General features: G+C 68.1%; 22 protein-coding genes. 9 read left to right on the top strand and 13 right to left on the bottom strand.

Going from position 1 to position 23200, the window contains the following annotated elements; translation table 11 throughout:
- Positions 1-142: 142 nt before the first annotated feature.
- Entirely contained in the window at positions 143-874 is a 732-nt protein-coding gene (locus tag ACX3O0_RS11775; RefSeq protein ID WP_459107842.1) for an SGNH/GDSL hydrolase family protein, read from the bottom strand.
- On the bottom strand, positions 874-1989 hold the full coding sequence (locus ACX3O0_RS11770) for an MFS transporter (protein WP_459089820.1): 1116 nt from the start codon (positions 1987-1989) through the stop codon (positions 874-876). Before ACX3O0_RS11770 ends, ACX3O0_RS11775 begins: the two co-directional genes overlap by 1 nt.
- A 60-nt stretch (positions 1990-2049) precedes the next feature.
- On the opposite strand from ACX3O0_RS11770, the gene ACX3O0_RS11765 reads away from it, so the two are divergent.
- Positions 2050-3195 (top strand): AI-2E family transporter, encoded by a 1146-nt coding sequence (locus ACX3O0_RS11765; RefSeq protein ID WP_459089056.1) that lies wholly within the window; start codon positions 2050-2052, stop codon positions 3193-3195.
- A gap of 101 nt (positions 3196-3296) precedes the next feature.
- Here ACX3O0_RS11765 and ACX3O0_RS11760 read toward each other — a convergent pair whose 3' ends face one another.
- The 3 genes from ACX3O0_RS11760 to purD all read right to left on the bottom strand — a co-directional run bounded on the left by ACX3O0_RS11760 (position 3297) and on the right by purD (position 6345).
- Positions 3297-4163 (bottom strand): VOC family protein, encoded by an 867-nt coding sequence (locus tag ACX3O0_RS11760; protein ID WP_459107841.1) that lies wholly within the window; start codon positions 4161-4163, stop codon positions 3297-3299.
- A gap of 71 nt (positions 4164-4234) precedes the next feature.
- Complete coding sequence (locus tag ACX3O0_RS11755) at positions 4235-5083, bottom strand: phosphoribosylaminoimidazolesuccinocarboxamide synthase (RefSeq protein ID WP_459107840.1); 849 nt, start codon at positions 5081-5083, stop codon at positions 4235-4237.
- Positions 5080-6345: a phosphoribosylamine--glycine ligase gene (gene purD, locus ACX3O0_RS11750; RefSeq protein ID WP_459107839.1), complete on the bottom strand. Its 1266-nt coding sequence runs from the start codon at positions 6343-6345 to the stop codon at positions 5080-5082. Before purD ends, ACX3O0_RS11755 begins: the two co-directional genes overlap by 4 nt.
- 146 nt (positions 6346-6491) lie before the next feature.
- Here purD and ACX3O0_RS11745 point away from each other — a divergent pair, with 146 nt between their 5' ends.
- Genes ACX3O0_RS11745 through ACX3O0_RS11735 form a run of 3 tightly spaced genes read left to right on the top strand, consistent with a single transcriptional unit; the run spans position 6492 to position 7878 of the window.
- Positions 6492-7061 carry a GNAT family N-acetyltransferase gene (locus tag ACX3O0_RS11745; RefSeq protein WP_459107838.1) on the top strand — a complete coding sequence of 190 codons (570 nt, stop codon included), beginning with the start codon at positions 6492-6494 and terminating at the stop codon, positions 7059-7061.
- 18 nt (positions 7062-7079) lie between these two features.
- Positions 7080-7472, top strand: a complete 393-nt coding sequence (locus tag ACX3O0_RS11740) for a sterol carrier family protein (RefSeq protein ID WP_459089046.1) — start codon at positions 7080-7082, stop codon at positions 7470-7472.
- A gap of 22 nt (positions 7473-7494) precedes the next feature.
- Complete coding sequence (locus tag ACX3O0_RS11735) at positions 7495-7878, top strand: hypothetical protein (protein ID WP_459107837.1); 384 nt, start codon at positions 7495-7497, stop codon at positions 7876-7878.
- Between the two features lie 30 nt (positions 7879-7908).
- On the opposite strand, the gene purF is transcribed toward ACX3O0_RS11735, so the two are convergent.
- Positions 7909-9366 (bottom strand): amidophosphoribosyltransferase, encoded by a 1458-nt coding sequence (purF, locus tag ACX3O0_RS11730; protein ID WP_459107836.1) that lies wholly within the window; start codon positions 9364-9366, stop codon positions 7909-7911.
- A 110-nt stretch (positions 9367-9476) separates the two neighbouring features.
- On the opposite strand from purF, the gene purM reads away from it, so the two are divergent.
- On the top strand, positions 9477-10568 hold the full coding sequence (gene purM, locus ACX3O0_RS11725; RefSeq protein ID WP_459107835.1) for a phosphoribosylformylglycinamidine cyclo-ligase: 1092 nt from the start codon (positions 9477-9479) through the stop codon (positions 10566-10568).
- 4 nt (positions 10569-10572) lie between these two features.
- On the opposite strand, the gene ACX3O0_RS11720 is transcribed toward purM, so the two are convergent.
- Entirely contained in the window at positions 10573-11274 is a 702-nt protein-coding gene (locus tag ACX3O0_RS11720; RefSeq protein ID WP_459107834.1) for a winged helix-turn-helix transcriptional regulator, read from the bottom strand.
- A gap of 163 nt (positions 11275-11437) precedes the next feature.
- Between ACX3O0_RS11720 and ACX3O0_RS11715 the strand changes: the two genes are divergently transcribed.
- Entirely contained in the window at positions 11438-12265 is an 828-nt protein-coding gene (locus ACX3O0_RS11715; RefSeq protein WP_459107833.1) for a class I SAM-dependent methyltransferase, read from the top strand.
- A gap of 32 nt (positions 12266-12297) precedes the next feature.
- On the opposite strand, the gene ACX3O0_RS11710 is transcribed toward ACX3O0_RS11715, so the two are convergent.
- Positions 12298-12498, bottom strand: a complete 201-nt coding sequence (locus ACX3O0_RS11710) for a DUF3073 domain-containing protein (RefSeq protein WP_459089034.1) — start codon at positions 12496-12498, stop codon at positions 12298-12300.
- Positions 12499-12667: 169 nt separating this feature from the next.
- Between ACX3O0_RS11710 and ACX3O0_RS11705 the strand changes: the two genes are divergently transcribed.
- A complete protein-coding gene (locus ACX3O0_RS11705; RefSeq protein WP_459107832.1) occupies positions 12668-13762 on the top strand; it encodes an NAD(P)-binding domain-containing protein in 1095 nt (364 codons plus the stop codon).
- Between the two features lie 97 nt (positions 13763-13859).
- Here the strand turns inward: ACX3O0_RS11705 and ACX3O0_RS11700 are convergent, their stop codons facing one another.
- From ACX3O0_RS11700 to ACX3O0_RS11680, 5 genes are read right to left on the bottom strand one after another with little or no spacing between them, the layout of a single operon-like run.
- Positions 13860-16322: a hypothetical protein gene (locus tag ACX3O0_RS11700; protein WP_459107831.1), complete on the bottom strand. Its 2463-nt coding sequence runs from the start codon at positions 16320-16322 to the stop codon at positions 13860-13862.
- Between the two features lie 4 nt (positions 16323-16326).
- Positions 16327-16857, bottom strand: a complete 531-nt coding sequence (locus tag ACX3O0_RS11695) for a hypothetical protein (RefSeq protein WP_459107830.1) — start codon at positions 16855-16857, stop codon at positions 16327-16329.
- A gap of 25 nt (positions 16858-16882) precedes the next feature.
- On the bottom strand, positions 16883-17836 hold the full coding sequence (locus ACX3O0_RS11690) for an Ig-like domain-containing protein (protein WP_459107829.1): 954 nt from the start codon (positions 17834-17836) through the stop codon (positions 16883-16885).
- The gene (locus tag ACX3O0_RS11685) at positions 17829-18332 is read right to left on the bottom strand and encodes an RNA polymerase sigma factor (RefSeq protein WP_459089024.1); all 504 of its coding nucleotides are present in this window, start codon (positions 18330-18332) and stop codon (positions 17829-17831) included. The genes ACX3O0_RS11690 and ACX3O0_RS11685 overlap by 8 nt, the downstream gene beginning before the upstream one ends.
- Before the next feature lie 60 nt (positions 18333-18392).
- Positions 18393-21125, bottom strand: a complete 2733-nt coding sequence (locus ACX3O0_RS11680) for a helix-turn-helix transcriptional regulator (protein WP_459107828.1) — start codon at positions 21123-21125, stop codon at positions 18393-18395.
- Between the two features lie 114 nt (positions 21126-21239).
- Here ACX3O0_RS11680 and ACX3O0_RS11675 point away from each other — a divergent pair, with 114 nt between their 5' ends.
- Both ACX3O0_RS11675 and ACX3O0_RS11670 read left to right on the top strand, forming a co-directional pair.
- On the top strand, positions 21240-21737 hold the full coding sequence (locus ACX3O0_RS11675; RefSeq protein WP_459107827.1) for an RNA polymerase sigma factor: 498 nt from the start codon (positions 21240-21242) through the stop codon (positions 21735-21737).
- A 212-nt stretch (positions 21738-21949) separates the two neighbouring features.
- The gene (locus ACX3O0_RS11670; RefSeq protein ID WP_459107826.1) at positions 21950-23146 is read left to right on the top strand and encodes a BtrH N-terminal domain-containing protein; all 1197 of its coding nucleotides are present in this window, start codon (positions 21950-21952) and stop codon (positions 23144-23146) included.
- Positions 23147-23200: the final 54 nt, after the last annotated feature.

Here is a 23200-nt window from a genome sequence, read left to right as displayed (position 1 = left end):
GCTTAAGTAGGAGCTCGACCCGCTGCGCCCGACTGGCGGCATCCGTCAGCAGGATGCTTTCGGCGACCTGCCCCCCAGCGGGCACCCTGAGCGGGGTGTCGACCAATTCAGCCTGTTGAGGGTCTCGACGAGCTCGACCCGCCTAATGCAGGGTTTCGAGCAACTCCGCCGGCACCTCGCCGAGCGCGAACTCGACCCACTCGCGGTACCCATCCGGGCCGGGATGAAACCCGTCACTCGCCCAGAAGGTCGGGGTGTATGGCGGCGGCTTCGGGATCGCGAATACCCCGCCCATACCGACGACGGATGCGCGAGCCCCGGTATCCAGGCTGGCCGCGTGCAGGGCCAGGTTCCAGCGCACCGGGTTGCGGAGGCTCTCGAACCGGTCGAACCTGGGCATCAGGGAAACGAGAATCAGGGCATCCGGGTTCACCGCCCGCAACTCGTCGACGATGTGCCTCACGTCCCGGCTGAAGACGGTGCGACTGCGCATCCCGAGGGCGTCGTTCGCGCCGATGGTGAGGAAGACGACGTCGAAAACCTCGCCGGTCGCATCCGCCAGGTGATCGGTGATGACGTCGCGAGCTGTGGCCCCATTGCGGCCGAGTGCCCGCCAGGTGGTGCCGCGCCCGAAGCGCGCCTGGAACTCGCGGGCCAGGAACCCGGGAAGCGCCTCATCCTGCGTTGCAGCACCGACGCCGGCCGCAGTCGAATCGCCGAGCACCAGCAGCCGGATAGGAGCGGGTCCGGCGAGTTCACCGGTCCAGGGCAGCGCGGCATCCGGCAGCCGGGGAATGGTGCGCCGCAACCATCGCCCCTGCGCCAGCAGCACCGGCGCGAGCGGGATGGCGATGACCCGGCTGAACCGCTGCATCAGCGCCTGACCCTGGGACGCGCCGGCACGATGGTCAGCACCATGACGAAGGCGAGGATGGCGAAGCCCCACGGGTAACCGGTGGCGATAGCGAGGTACCCGAACGCCACCGAACCGATGCCCATGCCGGCGTCGAATGCGATATTCCACAGCACGCTGACCCGGGCGAAGTCGCCAGCGTGAGTGTTCTCCAGCATGAGCATGAGCGACAGGTTCTGCACCGCGCCGAGCCCCAGGCCGAAGACCGCCATTCCGGCGATGATCGCCACTGCATTGTCGGTGAAGAACAACACCGCGATGCCCAGCGATGCCAGCAACATGGAGGGAACCAGGAACCGGCGCGACCCGTAACGGTCGCTCAGCCGGCCGGCAAGCCAGCGCGCGCCGGTCGTCGCCAACCCCTGCACCAGCAGGGCGATCGCCGCAATGCCGAGCAGTGCCTCGGTGGCGAGCGGGAGGAAGGTGGCAGCAACCCCCAGCGCCAGAGTCGTGGCCGTGAAGGCGATGGTCGGGCGTACGATCGCGCGGGTGCGAAGCAGGGCGAGCGGGTTCGCGCTCTGCACCGAGTCGGACGGGTGGGCGCGGAGGAATGGCACGGCCACCAGGGAGGCAACGCCCAACGCTACAGCGACGATGAACGCGGTGGCGAAGTCGAACTGGTTCACCAACCACAGGCCGAGAGGGAGGGCTACCACGGCGGGGATGGCGGATGCGACGCCGTAAATCCCGACCACCTCACCCTGGCGATTACCGGAGCCGATCGCGGCGGCGATGGCTGTTCCGGCAACAACAGTGATGGCGAGCCCGGCACCCCGAAGGATGCTGACCCCGAGGATCATCGGGAGGGCGCTCGAAACGAGCAACAACAGGGTGGGGAGCGACAGGAGGAGCACCCCAACGGCGATGACCCTGCGCTGGCCGAACTTCGTGAACAGCTGGGCGGTGAACAACTCGGTGATCACCGTCGAGAGCATCATCGCGCCGGTGGTGAGCCCGGCCCCGACCATGCCGGAACCGGTCTCGCTGGCGAACAGGGGAACGACCGACAGCAGCATGAAGAAACTGCCCAACGCCAGCACCGCGAAGAGCAGGAGCCACAGCAGCGGCGGCGACATGATCTTCACCATCACAGGCTAGCGGCCGCGCAGTTCCACCTCGCCGGGTAACTTGGACGAATGCGACTCCGGCGAAACCGTGCAATGCAGCCCCCGGCCGACCTCCCCACGACGGAGAAAGTGAAGCTGACCGGGTCGCCGCGCGCCCTGTGGACCGACTCTCTCGGGAGGCTCGCCATCCGCTGCTCACAGGTGCTCCTTGTCCTGTTGGTCGCCGTGGTGATCGTCTACGCATCCATCCAGTTGAAGATCGTCGTGATCCCGGTGCTGTTGGCGCTGATCATCGCATCCGCGGTCAGCCCGTTCATCCGGTGGATGGAGCGTCGCCTCGTTCCGCGTGCCCTTGCCACCTGGATCGCCCTGCTCACCGGACTGATCATCTTCGGCGGGATAGTCACGCTGGTGGTCGCCGGCGTTCGCAGTGAGTGGGACACGCTGGTGGATTCTGTCAGCTCGGGTATCGAGACGGTGAACGAGTACCTGGTTTCCGGCGCGCTGCCGATCGATGCTGCACAACTGGATGACCTGCGGGTCACGGTGATCGACTTCCTGACCAGCGCCGAGTTCGGGTCAGGGGCGATCGCCGGCGTCGGCAACGTCGTGGAGATCGTCGCCGGCCTGGTGCTCACCATCGTGCTGCTGTTCTACTTCCTGAAGGACGGCCCGGTGATCTGGGCATTCCTGATCAGGCCGTTCCGGCCGGACCTTCACGCCCGGGCCGAACGGGTCGGTCATCGCGCAGTCGGGGTGCTCGGCGGCTACGTCAGCGGAACTGCGGTAGTTGCCGCCGTCGACGCGATCCTCATCGGCGCCGCACTGTGGATCCTGCAGGTTCCGCTGGCCCTGCCGCTGGCGATCATCGTGTTCGTCGGCGCCTTCATCCCGATTGTCGGGGCGACGGTGGCCGGCATCGTCGCCGCGCTGGTCGCGTTGGTGACGAACGATCTGGCTACCGCACTGATCGTGGTCGCCGTGGTCGTGCTGGTGAACCAGCTGGAAGGCAACCTGCTCGCGCCGGTCGTGCTGGGCAAGTCACTGCGGCTGCACGAGCTGGTCATCCTGCTCGCCCTCACCGCAGGCACGATTCTCGGCGGCATCGTCGGCACGTTTCTCGCGGTTCCATTCGCAGCGCTCGCCTGGGCGGTCATCAAGGCGTGGCGCGACCCGGATGCTGCCGTTCCGACTCCCGATTCACGCGTCGACTGACGCGGTTATCCCCGCCCAGTCGGGGCAATCTGCTGGTGCGTCCTCCGCACCACCCACAGACTGCCCCGACTGGGCGGATGCGTGGAGCGAGGGAGCGCAGATCAAGCAGCGGACACCCGCACCAGGTTCGCCCACGGGTCGTCGAACCTGAGCTCCGTCTCGTCGCGGGCAAAGGCGACATTCCGCGAGGTGAGGCGTTCGGCGAGGGCGCCGAGGTCATCCGCCCCCGGTACCCGGATCGACACCTCGCCGAGTCCGAGCGCGGGCGTGCGCGTGCCGGCACCCGACGACAGCCAGGTGTTCATCCCGAGGTGATGGTGGTAGCCGCCGGCGCTGACGAACAGCGCCTGCGTGCCGTACTCGATGGTGGTTTCGAAGCCAACCGTGTCGACGTAGAACTGCTTCGCGGTCTGGATGTCGCCGACCTTCAGGTGCACGTGGCCGACGCCGCTGGCGCTGGCACCGACATCCGTCGCTCCCGCCTCGGTGAGGTTCTCCTGCAGGAAGAGGTTCGGGTCGAGGTAGACGGTGCCCATCTCGATGGTGTTGCCGTTCCACTTCCACACGCTCGGGTCGCGGTCCCAATACAGCTCGACGCCGTTGCCCTCCGGGTCGTCGAAGTAGAACGCCTCGCTGACGAAGTGGTCGGAGCTGCCGGTGAAGGTGGTCGGATACTTCTGGGCGACCGAGTAGACGGATGCCGCCAGGTCGGCCTTGGTGTCGAAGAGGAAGGCCGTGTGGAAGAGCCCGGCCGCGTTCTGCGACGCGTGCTGGAGTTCTGGAGCCAGTTCGAGGATCAGCGACGGCTTGCCCGGGCGGCCGAGGATGGCGCTGTCGCCCTCCTGCGCGAGCAGGGTGAGGCCGACCCCGTGCTGGTAGTAGCCGATCATCCGGTCGAGGTTGGCCACCTTCAGGGTGACGGCGCCCATGGCGGTGTCGGCTGCGAGGATGTCCTGCGTTGTCGTCATTCGTTCACTCCCATTTACTTGAACGTTCAACTATCGTATCAGACGCAACCGGGCGAGTCGAGGGGTGCTTTTCAGGCGGTGAGCCGCTCGAGGAGTTCGCGGTAGCGCGCGGCTGTCTGCTCGACGATCTCTTGAGGCAGCACCGGTGGAGTCCCTGTCCCGTCCCAGTTAGCTGACAACCAGTTGCGCACGATCTGCTTGTCGAAGCTCGCGGTGCGGTCACCGGATGCGTACAGCTCGGCGTCCCAGTACCGACTGCTGTCCGAGGTCAGCACTTCGTCGCCGAGAGTGATGGTGCCGTCCGCGTCCGCGCCGAACTCGAACTTGGTGTCGGCAAGGATCAGCCCGCGGCTTTCTGCGATAGCGGATGCCTGGCTGAAGACCTGCAGGCTGAGGTCACGTAGCCGCTCGGCCACCTCCGCACCGACCAACTCCACCGTGCGCTCGAAGGTCACATTCTCGTCGTGCTCCCCCATCGGCGCCTTCCAGGCCGGGGTGTAGATGGGCTCCGGCAACCGGTCGCCGTTGCTGAGGCCGGCGGGGAGGGCAACGCCGCACACGCTCTGCGTTGCCTGGTACTCCTTCCAGCCGCTGCCGCTCAGGTAACCGCGCACAACGCACTCGACGGGGAACATGTCGAGCTGCCTGACGAGCATCGCGCGGTCGGCGACCTCGGCGGGAACCGGCGCCGACGCATCCGCGACCAGGTGGTTCGGCACCCCGCCGAGCTGGGCGAACCACCACAGGCTCAGCGTCGTCAGCAGCGCCCCCTTGCCGGGGATGCCGGGCTCGAGCACGTGGTCGAAGGCGCTCACCCGGTCGCTGGCGACCACCAGCATCCGCCCGGGCTGTGACGGGGAGGTGTACAGGTCGCGCACCTTGCCGGAGTGGGCGTGCTCCCAGCCGGGCAGTCCGGTCATGGTGCGTCCCGCTCGCCGGCCACCCGCAGGGCGATGTCGGTGCGGAACTGTCCGCCCTCCAACTCGATCGCCTCCAGGGCTCGGTAGGCGCGGGATCTGGCCTCGGTGAAGTCGACGCCCGTCGCGACAACGCTGAGCACGCGCCCCCCGGTCGACACGAAATCGTCACCGGCGAACGCCGTTGCCGCGTGGGCGATCGTGACCCCGTGGATGGCCTCCGCGGTATCTAGACCCGTGATGATTCGTCCGATGACCGGGCGCTCAGGGTAGCCCTCGCTGGCGAGCACGACGGTCACCGCGACCTCTGGCGAGAATTCGGGGCGCGGCAACGACCCCAACCCGCCGGTCGCGGCGGCGTAAAGCAGGCCGCTCAACGGGGTGACCAGCCGCGGCAGCACGACCTGGGTCTCCGGATCGCCGAACCTGGCGTTGAACTCGATGACGCGCGTTCCGGCCTCCGTCAGGATGAGCCCGCAGTAGAGCAGTCCGATGAACGGTGTGCCCTCCTTCGCCAGCTGGCGAACGGTGGGCAGGGCGACCTGGTCGATCACCTCGTCGACGAAACCGTCGGGCAGCCAGGGCAGCGGCGAGTAGGCGCCCATGCCTCCGGTGTTCGGCCCCTCGTCATTGTCAGCAAGCCGCTTGAAGTCCTGCGCCGGAGAGAGGGGGAGCACGTTCTGTCCGTCGGAGAGCAGGAACAGCGATACCTCCTGCCCGTCGAGGAACTCCTCGATGAGCACGCTGCCCTGGCCGAGGTAGTGCTCGGCGTGGGCGATGGCTGCTGCCCGGTCCTGCGTGACCAGCACGCCCTTCCCGGCGGCGAGGCCGTCGGCCTTGACCACGTACGGTGCGCCGAACTCGTCGATCGCGGCGACCGCCTCCTCCGCAGTGGTGACGCGTGAGGCGCGACCGCTCGGCACGCCGGCGGCCTCCATGATGCGCTTGGCGAAGTTCTTGCTGCCCTCCAGCTGGGCGGCGGCCTTGCTGGGGCCGAAGACCGCGATGCCGCGCATCCGGAGCCGGTCGCAGACGCCGGCGACCAACGGTGCCTCAGGGCCGACAATCACGAGGTCGATGCCGTTGTCGACGGCGAAGTCGGTGACCACGGCAGGGTTCTCGGAGTCGAGCTGGATCACCGGCACCACCGCCGCGATTCCCGCGTTGCCGGGGCCGGCCACGATGTCGTGCCCGGCATCCTCCGCCAGCAGGGCGGTGACGATGGCGTGCTCCCTGGCACCTGAACCGAGGACAAGGATCTTCACCCTGTCAGAGTACCGGTCGCTGCCGAGCCAATTCCCAGCGTGACGAAAATGAAGGAGTTGCGGCGGCGCATGCGCGTTGCGGCGTCCGAAAGCGATCAATTGCGGCGAATCTCCTTCGTTGTCGACGCCGCAAATATCATGGGCGGATGAGCGCTGTAGCCGAGCCGTGGGCTCCCTCCTATCCGATCCGAACGGAGCGGCTGCTGCTGCGGCCGCACCTGGAGACCGACCTCGACGACCTGGTACTGTTCCACTCCGACCCGGAGGTCACCAGGTACATCCCCTGGCCGGTGCGCAACCGGGTGGAGACCCGCGCCGCACTCTTGATGCGGCTCGACAAGGGCACGGCGGCGGCGGAGGGGGACTGGCTCATCCTCGCGATCGTCTATGCCCCCCAGGACCGAGTCATCGGCGAGGTGCTTCTGAAGCGCGAGGACGACACGCAGCGCATCGGCGAGCTCGGCTACGTGATCGCCCGGAGTCACCAGGGCCAGGGCCTCGCAACCGAGGCGGCGCGGGCGATGCTGGAGCTGGCGTTCGGCGAGTTCGGGCTGGAGCGTGTGACCGCGAGGATCGATGAGCCCAACGAGGCATCGAGGCGGATGATCGCCCGGCTCGGTTTCACCGAGGTTTCCCGGTCAGACCCGGATCCGGGTAGTGGCGAGACCGAGGTGCTGGTGCACTACTCGCTGCCAAGGGGTGCCGCGGCGCCCTGAGGTTGTTAGCGTTGAGGCATGGCCAAAGCGAAGATTGTCGCGCTCGTCGGGGAGGCCGCTGTTCGCCAGGCGCTCGGCGGCTCGGATGACCGCACCGTGGTGGCGACGGCAGTGCGCTACCTGCTCCAACTGCTTGCCGCCGAAGCACCGGGAAATACGGTCGAGGTGAGGGTGCCGCCGCACGGCGCCGTGCAGTGCATCGATGGCCCGAACCACACCCGCGGCACGCCACCGAATGTGGTGGAGCTGGATGCCGACACCTGGCTCGCCCTTGCCACCGGCTCACTGGCGTGGGCGGATGCTCTCGCATCCGGTCGCCTGTCGGCCTCCGGACAGCGCGCAGACTTCAGTGCCCACCTGCCGATCGTGTGGGAGCGGGAAGCGCAGGCATCCGGCGTCAGCGATGACTGACCGGATCGGCGACAATGGGAGTATGAGCGAAACGCCTGAGCCTGCCGCCCACGCCACCATCCGGCGGGCGCCGAAGCTGTCGATGTTCATGGTGGTCGGCGGCGGGCTCGGTGCCGTCGTCACGTTCATCCTCACCGCCATCCGGCCGGTCGACCCGCAGGTCGGGTTCGGTGCGCTGCTCGGTTACTTCATGCTCTACGGGATCCCCGCCGGGGTGGTCTTGGGCGCCGCCGTCGGGCTGATCCTCGACCGTCGCTCCCGCCGTCGGGCGACCGGTGTCTCGGTGGAGCGTGAGAACGTGGTTGAGCCCGAGCCGGTCGCCCCGCAGCCGGTGCAGCTCGACGCAGAGCCGCTCGCCGAGCCGCTTCAGCCTCGCGCCGGCGACCCCGACAACCCCAAGCCCTAGTCTTTCTGCCCCGCGCGGGCGGAAGCCCGATCAGCTCAGTTGCGTGCGCTCGACCCAGTCGAGGTACTCGGGGGTGACTGTTCCGGTCACGTAGTCGCCGGTGAAGCAGCTCATCTCGAGCGATTCGACAGCGGAGCCTTCGATGATGGCGGCCTCCATGTCGGCGACCTCCTGGAAGATCAGGTGGTCGGCGCCCAGTTCGGCGTTGATCTCGGGGATCTTCCGTCCGTGCGCCACCAGCTCCTGCCGGGTCGGCATGTTGATGCCGTACACGTGGGGGAAACGCACCGGTGGTGCGGCTGAGGTGAAGGTGACTTTGTTGGCGCCGGCCTGCCGCGCCATCTCGATGATTTCCTTCGACGTCGTGCCGCGCACGATGGAGTCGTCGACGATGAGGATGTTCTTGCCGCGGAACTCGCTGCCCATCGCGTTCAGCTTCTGCTTGACCGAGCGCTTGCGCTCCGCCTGCCCGGGCATGATGAAGGTGCGGCCGACGTAGCGGTTCTTGTAGAACCCCTCGCGGTACTCGATGCCGAGCTTCTGCGCGACCTGCATGGCGGCCGGCCTGCTCGAGTCGGGGATCGGCATGACGACATCGATGTCGCCGAGTGGGGCGTGGCGCGAGATCGTGTCGGCCAGCCGGTTGCCGAGGCGCAGCCGCGCTTCGTAAACCGAGATGCCGTTCATGATCGAGTCCGGCCTGGCCAGGTAGACGTATTCGAAGGAGCACGGCACCAGGCGGGGGTTGCGTGCGCACTGCCTGGACGTCATTTCGCCGTCGATCGCGATGAACACGGCCTCGCCAGGGGCGATGTCGCGAACGACCTCGTACCCGCCACTCTCCAGCACCAGGGACTCGGATGCGACGACCCACTCGGTTCCGACCAGTCCGGTTGCGCGGCGGCCGAGTACCAGGGGGCGGATGCCGAACGGGTCACGGAAGGCGAGCAAACCGTGCCCGGCGATGAGGGCGATGGCGGCGTAGGAGCCCTCCACCCGCTCATGCACGCGCTCGACGGCGGCGAAGACCTGGTCGGGATCGAGGTCGGTTCCTGACACTTTCTCCTGCAGCTCATGCGCCAGCACGTTGACGAGCAGCTCGGTGTCGGAGGTGGTGTTCAGGTGGCGGCGGTCGACGTGGAACAGTTCCTCGCTGAGCTCCCGCGTGTTGGTGAGGTTGCCGTTGTGCACCAGCACGATGCCGTAGGGCGCGTTCACGTAGAACGGTTGCGCCTCGCCCTCGTTCTCGGCTGCGCCTTTGGTCGCATAGCGCACGTGGCCCAGGCCCATGGTGCCGGGTAGCGCACGCATGTCGCGGGTGCGGAACGCCTCACGCACCTGGCCTTTGGCCTTGTGCAGGTGGAAGCTGTGGCCATCCGCTGTGGCGATACCGGTGGAATCCTGCCCGCGATGCTGCAACAGCAGAAGGCTGTCGTAGATCAATTGGTTGGCAGGTTCAGACGAGACGATGCCCACAATGCCGCACATTCGGTGCAGACTCCAGACCGTAGAGTTGATGGTGCTAACAGTCTTTCATGCCGCCGAACCCCCGAGGTACGCCCAGCGAGCCCGGGACGCTGACGAACAGGATCACACTCATGGCCGATGCTTACGCCGCCTCGGGCGTCGACACTGCTGCCGGCGACCTCGCCGTCGAAATGATGAAGGCGGCCGTGGCGAAGACGCATGGCCCGCAGGTTTTCGGTGGGGTGGGCGGGTTTGCCGGGATGTTCGACGTCTCGTTCCTGACCTCCTTCCGGCAGCCGCTCCTGGCGACGTCGACGGATGGGGTGGGCACCAAGGTGGCGATCGCCCAGTCCCTGGACAAGCACGACACCATCGGCCAGGACCTGGTCGGCATGGTGGTCGACGACATCATCGTGGTCGGTGCGAAGCCGATGTTCATGACCGACTACGTCGCCTGCGGGAAGGTGGTCCCCGCGCGGATCGCCGACATCGTTGCCGGCATCGCCCGGGCCTGCTCTGAGACCGGCACGGCGCTGATCGGCGGGGAGACGGCGGAGCACCCCGGGCTCCTCGGGCCGGACGACTATGACGTCGCCGGCGCCGCGGTCGGCGCTGTGGAGGCGGATGCCCTGCTCGGCCCTAACCGGGTGGAGCACGGTGACGTGGTCGTGGCACTGGAGTCCTCCGGGCTGCACAGCAACGGATTCTCCCTGGTCCGCCACATCCTCGCCGGGCGGGACCTCGGCTTCACCGAGCACTCGGATGACCTCGGCGGCGTCATCGGCGAGGTCCTGCTGGAGCCGACCCGCCTCTACACGACACCGCTGCTGCGGTTGTTCGAGGCTCACCCTGGAGTCGTCCACGCGCTCAGCCATGTCACTGGCGGTGGGATCGCGGCGAACCTGGCCCGCGTGCTGCCGGTCGGATCCTGGGTCGAGGTGCAGCGCGGCTCCTGGTCGCCGCAGCCGGTGTTCCGCGCGCTCGCCGAACTGGGTGGGCTGACGCTGGAAGACACCGAGGGAACCTGGAACCTCGGGGTGGGCATGTTCGCCGTCGTGCAGGCGAATGCCGCGGCATCCGTCATCGAATTCCTGGGCACCCAGGGGGTGCGGTCCTGGGTCGCTGGCGAAGTGTCGACCCACGCCAACGACCTGGCCGGCTTCGAGCAGGGCGCCAAGGGTGTCAACGGCGGCGCCGTGCGCCTGGCCGGGTCGTTCGCCTAGGAAGTTACGCCGGCTGCGGTTGCTCGGCTACTCGTACTGGACGCGGGACATCCGCCCACGCGCTGTGGCCCAGCCATGCCGGCACCGCCTGGGCAACGCCGGCTGAGCCGGTGATGACCACGCTGCCGGTCTTGAACGCTTCGGCCCAGGAGATGTCCCCTCGCCAGATTCTGGTCATGGTGCGCAGGCTCGTCGAAATTGTCGCGGTCACATCGAAGCCGGGGTCGAAATCACAGACGTCGGCGTGACCGTCGGCGACGACGATCCACCAACGTGCTTCACGCGCGGGCATGTCGTCGAAGGCGAAGTGCAGAATCGTGCGGGTGCGCGGCCAGGCATCGATGGGGACCCTGCGACGCATGTCCCACATCAGCAGGTGCGGGTCGAGTTCCTCCTCACCGAGTTCCGAGATCCACCGCATGCCCCACACGCCGAGTGCCTCAATCGCGACCTTGAGCTCATGTCCACTCTCGGTGAGCTCGTAGGAGATGCGCCCCGAGCGCTCCCTACGGCGGATGACGCCACCACGTTCCAGGGTTCGCAGTCGTTTGGAGAGGAGAGCCGGCGACATTTTGGGGAGACCGCGACGCAAGTCGTTGAAGTGGGTGCTGCCGGCAACCAGCTCGCGCACCACGAGGAGGGTCCAGCGCTCGTCCAATAGGTCCATCGCCTTGGCAACCGGGCAGAACTGGCCGTAGGTAGACATCGTTGCCTCCGAGAGTCATCGCATGACATCGACAAGTACACACCCTGATGCGCACGGTGACTAGTACACATCGTGTACCGCATCCGCTTCACATGTGAGACTGGATTGGCGATAACGGCGATCTGACACTGGGTGTACCACCACACACCACAAGGAGATTGGCATGAACCAGCAAGTCATTGACCAAACCGACCGAGAACTCAAGGCGAAGCACCGTGCGGTGTGGACGCTCGGAGACTACCCCGCGGTCGCAACCGAGATCATTCCGGAACTGGGCAGAACCCTGGTCGACGCTTCCCGCATCCGCCCAGGGGACCGGGTTCTCGACGTCGCAGCGGGCGCCGGCAATGTGGCGATCCCCGCCGCGCTCGTTGGAGCCCGCGTCGTGGCCAGCGACCTCACCCCCGCGCTGTTGGAGACGGGTCGCCGGCACGCCGCCGAACGGGGTGCCCAACTGGACTGGGTCGAGGCGGATGCGGAGGCCCTGCCGTTCGCCGACGGAGAGTTCGACGCTGTGCTGTCGTGCGTCGGAGTGATGTTCGCGCCACACCACCAGGCAAGCGCGAACGAACTCGTCCGTGTTGTCCGCCCAGGCGGAACGATCGGGCTCATCAGCTGGACACCCGAAGGCTTCATCGGCCAGATGTTCCGGGCGATGAAGCCCTACGTTGCGCCGGCGCCGACGGGGGCTCAGCCTCCGCCGCTGTGGGGCGACGAGAAGCACGTACGTGAACTGTTCGGCGATCGCGTCACCGACATCGTCGCGGAGCGACGGAATCTCGTGGTCGATCACTTCGCCAGCCCGGATGCGTTCCTCGACTACTTCAAGGCGAACTACGGCCCGACCATCGCGGCGTACCGGGGGATCGCAGGCGACCCGGAGAAAGTGACCGGGCTCGACCACGACCTCTCAGCCCTGGCGGAGCGCTACCTCGGCCCAGGTTCCGAAATGGATTGGGAGTACCTGTTGTTCACCGCGCGACGGGCCTGATCAGGCGCAGCGGTTCACGCACTCGCACCGCGTCACGCGGTGCGAGTGTCGCCGTCGGCGGCGAACTCCGGCCACTTCTCGAGATCTTCTTCGAGCTTCGGGTCGGTGAAGGCCGCCCCCGGCTCGCTGCTGGTCAGCTCGCGCTCGAGCGCGTTGTAGTTGGTGTCCGGGCTGAAGTACTTCAGCTCCCGAGCCACCTTCGTGTGCTTTGCTTTTTGACGGCCGCGCCCCATGGCTTGACCCCCTTACGATTCCTGCCCGGTTGCCGCATCCGCGGGTCCGGGGTTGACCAACAAGGTTCCTTCAAATCTAACTTCTTACTTTAGCATGAGGGCACAATTCGGGAGGTCGGCCATGTGCTGAAGGTGTGCCTCTCCCAGCGTTCCCCGGTAACGTGTTGGGGTGACCTCCGAGCCTGCCAGAACATCCGTCGTGGTGATCGGTGCAGGCCAGGCCGGACTCTCCGTCTCCTACTACCTGCAGCGCCTGGGGTTGACGCCCGGCGACGAGTTCATCGTCTTCGACCGCGGGCCGTCCACCGGCGGCGCCTGGCAGTTGCGCTGGGAGGCCCTGAAGATCGGGAGCGCCCACCGCATCAATGACCTTCCCGGGCTGGATGACCTTGGCCTCTCGTTCGAGAATGCGGATCGGTCCAAGCCGGCAAAAGACGTTGTCGCCGACTATTACCGCCAGTACGAGGAGCACTACAACCTGCAGGTGCACCGCCCGGCCCGGGTTCGCTCGGTCTTCGATCGCGGGCTCGACCTGATTGTCGAATACTCCGATGAGTACGGTGACGGCGAGGTCGCCACCCAGGTGGTGGTGAACGCGACCGGCACCTGGGGCTCCCCGTTCATCCCCTGGTACCCGGGAATGAACACCTTCGCGGGCCGGCACGTGCACACGACCGACTATGCCAGCGCGGATGAGTTCGCCGGCCAGGATGTCGTCGTGGTGGGCGGTGGCACATCCGCCATCGGTTTCCTACTCGAGTTGGAGCATCTTGCCGGCAGCACCACCTGGGTGAGCCGGCGCCCGGTCGAATTCCTCGATGAGGGCGAACTGAACCTGGAGGACGGCCGCCGCGCGGTGGCCGCCCAAGATGAGGCCGCGCGCTCCGGCCGAGCCCTTCCCAGCATCGTGAGCGGCACCGGGGTGCCGCGCACCCGGCGCATCCAGTCGGGCATCGAGCGCGGGCTGCTGACGCCCGGTCCGATGTTCACCGCGATCGAAGCGGATGGCGTGCGCCTCGAGGACGGCAGCTTCCAGCGCGCCGACGCCATCATCTGGGCTACCGGATTCCGGCCGGAGCTACGTCATCTGGCACCGCTCAAGCTGCGCGAGCGCGAGGGCGGGGTCAGCGTCGGGCAGGGGGCGTCGTGGAAGGATCCCCGCATCTTCTTCGCCGGCTACGGCCCGCAGGCATCGACGATCGGTGCGAATCGGTCCGGCCGTATGATCGCCCGCCAGGTCGTCGCGCAGCTCAGCAACCTCTAACCGTTACGCGGGCCGAGCCCTGAGGCGGGTCGAGCTTGTCGAGCGTTGTACTGAGCCTGTCGAAGTGGCCAGCCGAGCTTGTCGAGGCCCCCCTGCATCACCGGGGCCGCTCCGTGATCGACAGGACGAACTCGAACGGGGCATCGTCTGGCGACGCGATCCGCACCCCGACGGTGTTCAGGTCGGCCACCGGAATGGTGGTCTGGAAGGTGTACTGCTCACCGGCATCCGCATCCGTGCACACCGGATACAGGTCAGACTCCGGCGAGCCGTTGCCGTTGGCCATTCCCACCGAGACGGTGACCGTGACCAGCTCCGCCAGTTCGGCGGTCTTGTCCGTGTCGAAGTCGGCCAGGGTGTCGCCGTAGAAGCAGTCGCCCGTCTCCCTGACGCCGAGGTTGATCCGTTCGCCGTTGACGCTCAACTCGAGTGGGCTCAGGAGTGAGGTGTTGCGTCCAGGATCCGAGTCGGTGACCCGGTACCCGAAGTTCAGGAGCTTCTCGATCGGAGTGGTGCGAATCACGCCGACGCCCCAGTGGCCATCGGGGGAGCCGTCACCGTACGAGGTCACGGCGTCGCCATCGAACAGCTGCACACTCGCCCGGTAGTCGGTGCCGTGGCAGACATTGGCGAAGCGCACCCGCTGGGTGCCAGAGTCGTACTCGCCCGTCACCTCGGTCACCGTGCCTGGCAGGATGCAGTCACCGCTGAGCGTTGCGCTGAAGCGAACCGGCCGGTCCACCTCGAGGTCGAATTCCAGATGGAACCCGGATGCGTCGCTCACCTCTTTCAGGACCTTGCGTGTGTTCAGCTGCGCCCGGACGGCGACTACGGTTTCCGGGGTGCTCTCGGCGATCTCGCCGACCGCCCACTCCGACTGTCCGTTCTGGAATCCCTGATGCCAGTCGACGCGGAACGTTGCGGTTCCGGCCGCCACCTCGGACGTCGGGGGTTCGCAGTCCCCGAAACTGGAGCCGCAGAGGCCGGATGCGTCCCGCACGGTCGGCAACAGCAGCTGGTAGGTCGCGCTCGCCGGCAGGTCGCAGACTCCGGTGCAGGCTATGGACGACAGCGGCAGCAGCACGTTGTTCTTGTTTTCGCCGACCGTGGCCTGCAGGATCACGTCCCCCGTACGCACGCCGTTACCGCCGCTGAGGTGCCCCCACTGGCAGATCGGCTGTTCGAAGTCGCCAGAGCCGAAGAACGCCTCCACGGAGGCGAAGGTGAACCCGCGGCCGCTGCAATTCGACCGGCTGCGGTCCCACCCGCGGATGTACAGGTCACCGTCGGAGTGAAGGGAGGAGTGCAGGCTGATGTCGGTCAGCGTGACGGAAGGCACCGTGACATCCGGAGGCTGCACCACCACCGAGTAGCGGTACTCCGCGGTGTCCCACGACCAGCTCGGGCGGTCGGTGTCGTAGACGAACAGGCAGAGCATGGTGGTCGATCCCTCTTCGAGGAAGAACGCCTGCCCGGTGCGCTTGGTGAAGGCGGACTGGTAGCCGTTGCGCTCCAGGTGCTCGATGTCGATGCTGACGGTGCTCGGCTCGGTGAGCGGCTTCAGGTTGTACAGCCCCGTCTCCTCCTCTTCGCCGCACTCGGTCGGCCCGCCTTCGTCGTCGAAGGAGAGTGCCTTGACGCTGACGGATTGGCGGTCGCGGTGCGGCACCGAGAGGAACACCAGGTTCTGCAGCAGGGGCACGACGCGGACGGGAGGTCGGGTGAGTTCCTGCTCGAGGCCGAAGTAACGAGTCTCGGTATCGGTGGCGCCCGCATCGCCCTCTGCCGTGACGGTCACCTGGTAGCGGAGGCCCGGGTCGAGCTCGTCGAGGGTGAAGCAGTGGGAGATGAGCGGCCGGATGCTTCCGGAGACCCGCTCCCAGGCTGCTCGCTCGTCCGCGGAGGTTTCCGTCGTCAGCTCTCGCGCGGCATCCGGCTGCCCGATCGGGTGATAGACGACGGTCATGGATGCAGCCGGTGCGGTGGATCCGACACCGAGCCGCATCCGGTCACGGGTCGCCGGGTCGATCGCCGGCTCGCTTGCCGGACACACCACACCCAGGTTGCCTGCGCTGGGAAGTTGCGGATTGAACACGGGGAAGATCGCCAGCGACGCCCCGGTGAGACTGAAGATGGCCCCGCGGATGCCGTCAGGGCAGTCAGCAGGCGCGTCGGCTTCGCTCGCACAGGGATCGCCCTCCCCACCCAGCACCGGGAGGTCGTAGACCGTTGCCGGATCGTCGACTGTGCCGAGTGCCAGGGCCGCCGCAGCGACCTCATCCCGGGCGGCGTCACCGAGCGGCACATCGGCGTGGCCGACGGCTGGACTGACGTCGAAGGTGTCGGGGTCGCCGTCGCTGTCCTCCGGCGCTGCGTCGGCCGCGCGGCTCACTGGAGCGATAACCGGGAGAATCTCCGTCGCGATCGGCGCTGCCACACTCTCTACCGGAGCAGCAAGCCGGCTGCCGGCGAACCCTGCCCCCACGCCCAGGGCGAGGATGCCGAGTACCGCGGCGATGCGGGTTACTGCCCGCCTGCCGCTGAAGGAATTGCCTCGCATACGATCACCACCCGAGGTTGGTCAGCACGGTTTCGGCCACCGCGACGAGTTCGGCCCCGGTGATCGGGGAAGTCTGGCGGTGGATGCGCACGGAGAGGTGGTGCCCGTCGACGAGGATGTCGAGGCCCTTGGCCAGCGCGGTGTCGCCGAAGAACGCCTCGTCACCGGGGGAGCTCAGCTCCTCCGTCACGGTCAACAGGGCCTTCTGGTTCTCGTAGGTACGGGTGCCATCCTCATTGACCTGAACGTGGAGGGCTGCAGCGGACATCCCGGAGGTCGCCTTGACCTGGCAGGCCCCGCCTCCGCCGGTCGCCGCGCCCACCTCCTCGCCCATCAGCGCGACGAGGTCGATTCCGGCCAGGGCGGCACAGACGTCGATGGACTCCGACTCCTCGGCCGGCTCGCCATCGGCCGGAACGTCAACCGGAACCTCGGCGACCGACTCCGGGTCGAAGGTGGGTTCCGGTGTGCTGCACCCGGTGAGGGCGAGCAGCGCGACGACGGCGAGAAGGGCAATGGTGCGGGGACGTGACATGAGAAGGCTCCTTAGCCGAAGTGGATTAGCCGAAGAAGATTCCGGTGACGGGGACGGTTTGCGAGGGGCTGGCGTTGCCGGCGGCATCCCTGGCCGTCAGGGTGAAGGTGACGGTGCCGGATGGTGCTGAGGCGGGGAAGGTGTAGACCAATCGCCACTCCGAGCCCACCTTGGTGAGCGCGGCCGATCCGGAGTCCGGCCCCGTCCAGGTCGCGTTCACGGCAGAGACGGCGACGTTGTCGGATGCCGTCACACGGATCGTCGTCGACTCCGTGCTGTACACGGAGGTCGGGGTCGCCCAGGCCTGGATGATGGCCGGGGCCTGGCTGTCTCCGGCCGGCGGCTCGGGCGGTGGCACCGGCGCGGGCGCCGGGCCTGGCCCGGGTTCGGGCTGCGGAGCCGGCTCCGGTGCTGGTGCGGGAGCGGGGTTTTCCTCCCCTGCGGAGACGACCGGGATGAGGCATCCGCCGACCGGGAGGGAGTCGATGGCCGCCTGGCCGTGGTCGACAACCACCACGGCGGTCGGCAACCAGACCAGGCCGGCGGTGCTCGCCGGGTGCCGCACGGCAACCCAGCCGGAGTCGTCGCTTCGCTTGACGGCCAGCACCCGTTCGCCGCCCCCGAACGTCGCGGCCCCGGTGTCGCCCGGGCAGAGCCCGCCCGAAACGGACTGGCCAGCGGCAATCGCCGCTGAGGTCGAGGCAGTGGCAGGGCTGGCGAACAAGCCTGCACCGAAGAGGCCGGATGCTCCGACAGCGCCACCGAGGATCGCCACCGCGAGCCCCGTGCCCACCCACGGCATCCAGCCGCCGGAGCGCGGCAGGAGCGGCCCATCGACGGGGGTTCCGGTGTCACCGGCGTCCATCCGCGAACGGATGGCATCGGCGACACCGGTCGGGTCACCGGGTTCGGCGACGCGCTTCAGCGCGGTGCTCAGCAGCTCATCGATGTCGATGTCAGCGGTGTCGATCTCAGCCATGGTGATCCTCCCTCCTCAGCCGTGCGGCGAGCGCCTTGCGCGCCCGGTGCAGCTGGGTCTTGACGGTTCCGGGGGTCACCCCGAGACCCTCGGCGATGGTGTCGACGGACTGGTCCATCAGGTAGTGCAGGGTGCACACCTGGCGCTGCTGCAGCGGCAGCTCGCCGAGCGCCTTCATGACGTCCACGTCGAGCATGTGCCGGGCATCCGCCATCGCCTCCGGATCGATGCCCACCTTTGCGAGCGCGCGCTGCTCGGCGTCTTTGCGCCGGTACTGGTCCCGCACCCGGTTGCTGGCGACGACGGTGATCCAGGCGGAGACGTTGGTGACCGGATGCTGCGGAGGCTTCGCGAGGAACCCGACCAAGGCATCCTGAACCGCGTCGGCGGCATCCTGGCGGTTACCGGTGATCAGGCCAACCGCGGCAACCACCTTCGGGTACTCGTGCGTGACGAAGTGGTCCAGGTCTACCTGGGTCTTCTGCTGCACGGCCACGCTCATACCCGTACGACGCGGAACGCCCGGGTCTCGGTTGACAGCACAGCCGGTTGACAGCTACTCGGCGATGCGCTCCGCGAGCTGCGCCCGGTTGCGCACGCCCAGCTTGCGGAAGACCGACCCGAGGTGGTGTTCGACGGTGCGCCGCGACACGAAGAGGCGGGCGGCCGCCTCCGTGTTGCTGGCGCCACCCGCCACGGCCATCGCGACCGCGAGTTCGCGGGGCGTCAGTGTGCTGAGCGCACCGGAGGCGGCAGCGGTGTGGCGTTCGCCGCACGCCGCCAGCTCCTCCAGCACGGCGGATACCCAGGGCCGGGCACCGAGTGCCTGGAAAGCCGTGAGTGCCTGGTGAAGCGGCGCGCGGGCATCCGCTTTGCGTCGCTCCCGCCGCAGGCGCCGCCCCCAGGCCAGGTGGGTGCGGGCGATCTCGAACTTGTACGGCACCCGGTCGTGCATCGCGAGCGCCTCCGCGAAGGCGGCGTCCAATTGCTCCGGCGGAGCGACCATGGCCCGGCAACGCAGCGCGACCGCCGACGCGCTGTGCCGGGACGCCGTGCGTGCGCGCTCCTCGAAGTCATCGAGCTCCGTCTGCAACTGGTCCTGCGTTCCCATCCGCCAGGCCGACTCGAAGAGGTCGCCGAACCGGGAGTCGAACCCCGGCTCCCGGATGCCCATGCGGTGTTCCAGGGCGCCCGCATCCTGCAGGTGGCCGACAGCTTCCTCATGCCTGCCCAGGGTGAGCGCGAGCAGGCCGAGAACGCATCCGCTGAGGTGGCGGTGGATCGGGCGGTCCGATCCGGCCAGGGCCGCCATTTCAGCCACGATCTCCCGAACCTGCGCCTCATCGCCGCGTGCCGCCAGGAGGTAGGCGTGACGCAGGCGGATGTGCGGCATCGGGGCGGCGAAATCGGATGCCCGGGAGAGGTCGCCGGCTCCGGAGAAGGCCGCGTGCGCCTCATCCCAGTTGCCGGTCAGCTGGGCGATGACGGCGCGCTGGGCGAGGCAGAGGTCGATCAGGCTGACGCCGCCGCCGGCCTGGAGCGCCTCGTATTGACGGTCGATGGTCGCGCCGGCCCGAACGGCGTCTCCCATCCAGGCGAGGTGAACGAGCGGAGACGCGACCGGAATCGACGGGTCGCACAGTTCGGCGTCGCTCAGGCGCTCCGGCCAGTCCGACCGCAGGAATGCCCCAGCACCGGGCCGGCCGGCCAGCATCTCGGCATCGTCGTGCACCAACCGGTCGGCGAGCGAGAACTGGTGGTCGGGCAGCATGGCCCGCAGTTCATCGACCACCGCACACGCCAGGCGGGTTTCCCCATCGAAGATGAGGATGAGCGCGTAGGTGCTGAGCAGCCGCGAAGCCGCCTCCGGCGCAGCCTCGGCAATCGACTGCGCCAGGTCGCGCACCTCGGCGTAGGGCGGCGGCTCCGCACCAGAGAACAGTCCGGCGACCAGGTGCACCGCCTGCCACTGAGCCTTCTCCGCCGCATCGGCCGCGTTCGCCTGGAGCTTCGGCAGCAGCTCGGCGAGCGGGGCGAAGGAGCCCAGCCGCAAATAGGCATCTACAGCGCGGCCCCGACGCTGGTGCGCGACCGCGGGATCCGGGCAGCGGACGGCGGATGCGCTCCAGGCCCGGCCGGCCTCTTCGTAGGCAGAGCGACCCCAGGCGTCCAGAGCGGCGCGACCCAGGGCATCCGCCGTCGCTGCATTCGTTCCGGAGGCGAGCGCCTCCAGATGCCAGGCCGCCCGCGTGGACGTGGCGGGAAGGGCGTCCACAATCGCCGCGTGAGCGCGTTGCAACTCGGCGAAACTGGCAGCGCGCTGGGCGGCGGAGCGCACCGTCGGATGCGGGAATCCGTAGCCGTCGGGTGCCAACCGGATCAAGCCGGAAGTTTCAGCGGTTTCCAGTGTTGCCAGGGTCAGCCCGACGCCGGCCAGGGCGGCTCCCAACTGATCGATGGTCAGGTCGTCCAGGCTGGCCAGCGCGAGGGCTCGACGACCATCGCCTCCCAAGGAGGACAGCCGGCCGCGGTAGAACTCGTCGAGGGCGGTACCGGGCGGAAGAACTGTGGGGAGCGCTGCGCTCCCGGCACGCTGCTCCGCGGTGAGGTCGGCGGGGATCTGAAGCAGGGCGAGTGGCAGGCCGTCTGCCTCGTTCAGCACCCGCGCGGTCACCGCAGCACTGAGTTCCGGGTGCGCCTGTCGCAGGAGGGCACGGCTGGTCGCGGTGTCGAGAGGGCCCAGCTCGATCCGGTCGAATCCGGCCGCCCAGCCGATGTCACCGGCACCACTGCGGGAACTGAACACCATGGCCACGGCGTCGGCGTCCAGCCGTCGGGCGGCGAACGTCAACGCCCGGGTGGTGGAGTTGTCCAGCCAATGCACATCGTCGACGACGACGAGCACCGTGCGCTGCTCGGCCTCCAGTGTGAGCAGCCCGAGCAGGCCGACGGAGACGGCCAGGCGGTCGAGGGTCTTTGATGAGCCGAGCGCGAGGGCGGCCGAGATCGCATCCGCATGCAATTGCGGCAGTTCGGGAAGGCGGTGCAGCAGGGGCGACACCAGCTGGTGCAACCCGGCGTACGGAAGGTCGGACTCGGCGGGGTGACCGGTGCAGTGCAGCAGCCGCAGCGTTGATTCGGGAGCTACTTCGTCGATGAGCCGGCCGAGCAGCCAGGACTTGCCGACACCCATGCCCCCATGCACCAGCACAACGCTCGACTCGCCGCGCCGACCGCGCTCCACCGCGCCCCGCAGGCGGTCGAGACTTGCCTCACGGTTGGTGCTCACGGCATCCGGCTCCCTCAACGGTTCCAGAGTGGCACAACCGGTCGGCCGCGTGCACGCCACTATTCCGTAACGGTTACGGATGTACCGGCGGCGCCGATCGCCCACTGTGGGGTGGTGGGCAGCCAACTTGAGGCGTTCGTCAGCGAGGAGTACCCGGCCGTGGTGGCCGCCGTGCGCCTCATCACCGGAGACCGCGAGGGTGCGGCCGATTCGGTGCAGGATGCGATCGTGCGCTACCTCGAGCATCCGCCCACCGAGCCGGTACGCAATCTGGCCGCCTGGGTCACCGTCGTCGCGTCGAATCGCAGCCGCGACCGCTTCCGTCGGCAGCAATCCGAACACCGGGCCCTCGATCGGATGGAGGTGGCGGATGCCTGTGCGGCCGCTGACGCCCGGCTGCCAGACCCGCAGGTGCTCGGCGCGGTGCGAGCGCTCCCGCTCGGGCAGCGGCAGGTGTGCATCCTGTTCTACTTCCTCGACCTGCCTGTCGCGGAGATCGCCGAACAGCTGGGCGTATCGCCGGGCACGGTGAAGACCCAGCTGTTCCGCGCCCGCAGCTCCCTCGCCGAAACGCTGGCGCCGGCCCACGCGCTGCCCGTAGCCGTCGCCTGACCTCTGCGATAAACTCCTCGCAGGCTCCCTCGTGGGCCGCACTTCCCTGGTCGGCGACCCGCGCTCGCCGAACTCCGCTCGGCTTGCCGGACGTGGAAGCAAAGGTGACCACCATGTCATCGCGAGAGACACCGTCAACAGTTGCACTCATGATGCGATGAACGGGTCGAGGGCGCGGGCGCGACGCGTTCTGATCGCAGGAGAGCACTGAGATGACCGAGCACAACTCCCTCAAGAAGCTGGTTCGCGAGCGCATGGCCCGCACCGGCGAGAGCTACACCACCGCCCACCGGCAGGTGACCTCCCGACAAGCTGATCGCACGCTGGCCGGGTTGACGCCCGGGTATCCGGCGTTCGGGGCGGATGCCCACGGTCCGTCCGGCCTCGCCCGTCACCTCCTCGCGCAGGCAGGCATCGACATCTCGGAGGCCATGGCCTGCGGCCTGGGCGGCGGGATCGGCTTCCTCTACGCCATCTTCGAGTACAAGCAGGTGCCGCATCCGATGCTCACGGTCGTGGCGCAGCATCATCCGCAGCCCTGGCTGGAGGCGGTCACCGAGCACCTCGGTTTGACGCTGTCGATGGCAACCTCATCCAAGCCCGCACCGGCGCTGGCCAAGCTGGATGCTGCCCTCGAGTCTGGCCGTGCTGCACAATTGACCGTCGGCCGCGGGCTGCTGCCCTGGCACAGCGCTCGCCCTGAAGAGGCCGCCGACCCGTACGCCATCGTGGTGGCAGGTAAGCACGGCAACGAGTACCTGGTGGATGACCGCTCCGCGGAGCCGCACCGCCTCGATGCCGACACCCTGGCTGACGCCTGGGCCGCGCACCGCAAGGGCCGGTTCGCGCTGGCCACGATCGAGCCGGCTCCGGTCGACGCAGCACTGATCGACCGTGGTGCGGGCATCCGCTCTGCGGTCGCCACCACCCACGCCCACCTGACCGGCCCGGTGCTGGGAAACAGCTTCGATGTGAACCTGGGGCTCAGCGGCATCCGCAAGTTCGCCGACGAGCTCGCTGATACTCGCACCAAGGCGGGCTGGGCGAAGCGCTTCGCCGACCCGTCAGCGCTCGCCGTGGGTTCTCGGCGGCTGGCCGAATGCCTCACCTGGGCTCACACCGCGGCGGGCGCGACGAGGCTGCTGTACGCCGAGTTCCTGGCCGAGGCGGAGGGTGTCTCTGGGCTGAAGCTGGCTGCTGCAAGTCAGACCGCGGCGGCGAGCGGAGCCCGCTGGGCGGAGCTGGCGGATGTCGCCGGCGCGACCACCGAGGACGACGACCCCGCCGAGACCATCGCCGCCTACGCGGAGCTGGTCGCCGACATCCTGCCCCTCGAGGAGAAGCTGGCCGCGCAGTTGGCTGCCGCATTGGAGACCCAGAGCCGCGCCTCGGTCGACCGGCCGGAATGAGGGAGAAGTCGCGTTTCAGCCGCGAAAAACTCCCTCATTCGGTGCCGTATTCCG

This window comes from Homoserinimonas sp. A447 (genome assembly GCF_054489325.1).
Note: the sequence above shows the minus strand (reverse complement) of the source record. Positions and strands in the feature narration are given on the sequence as shown.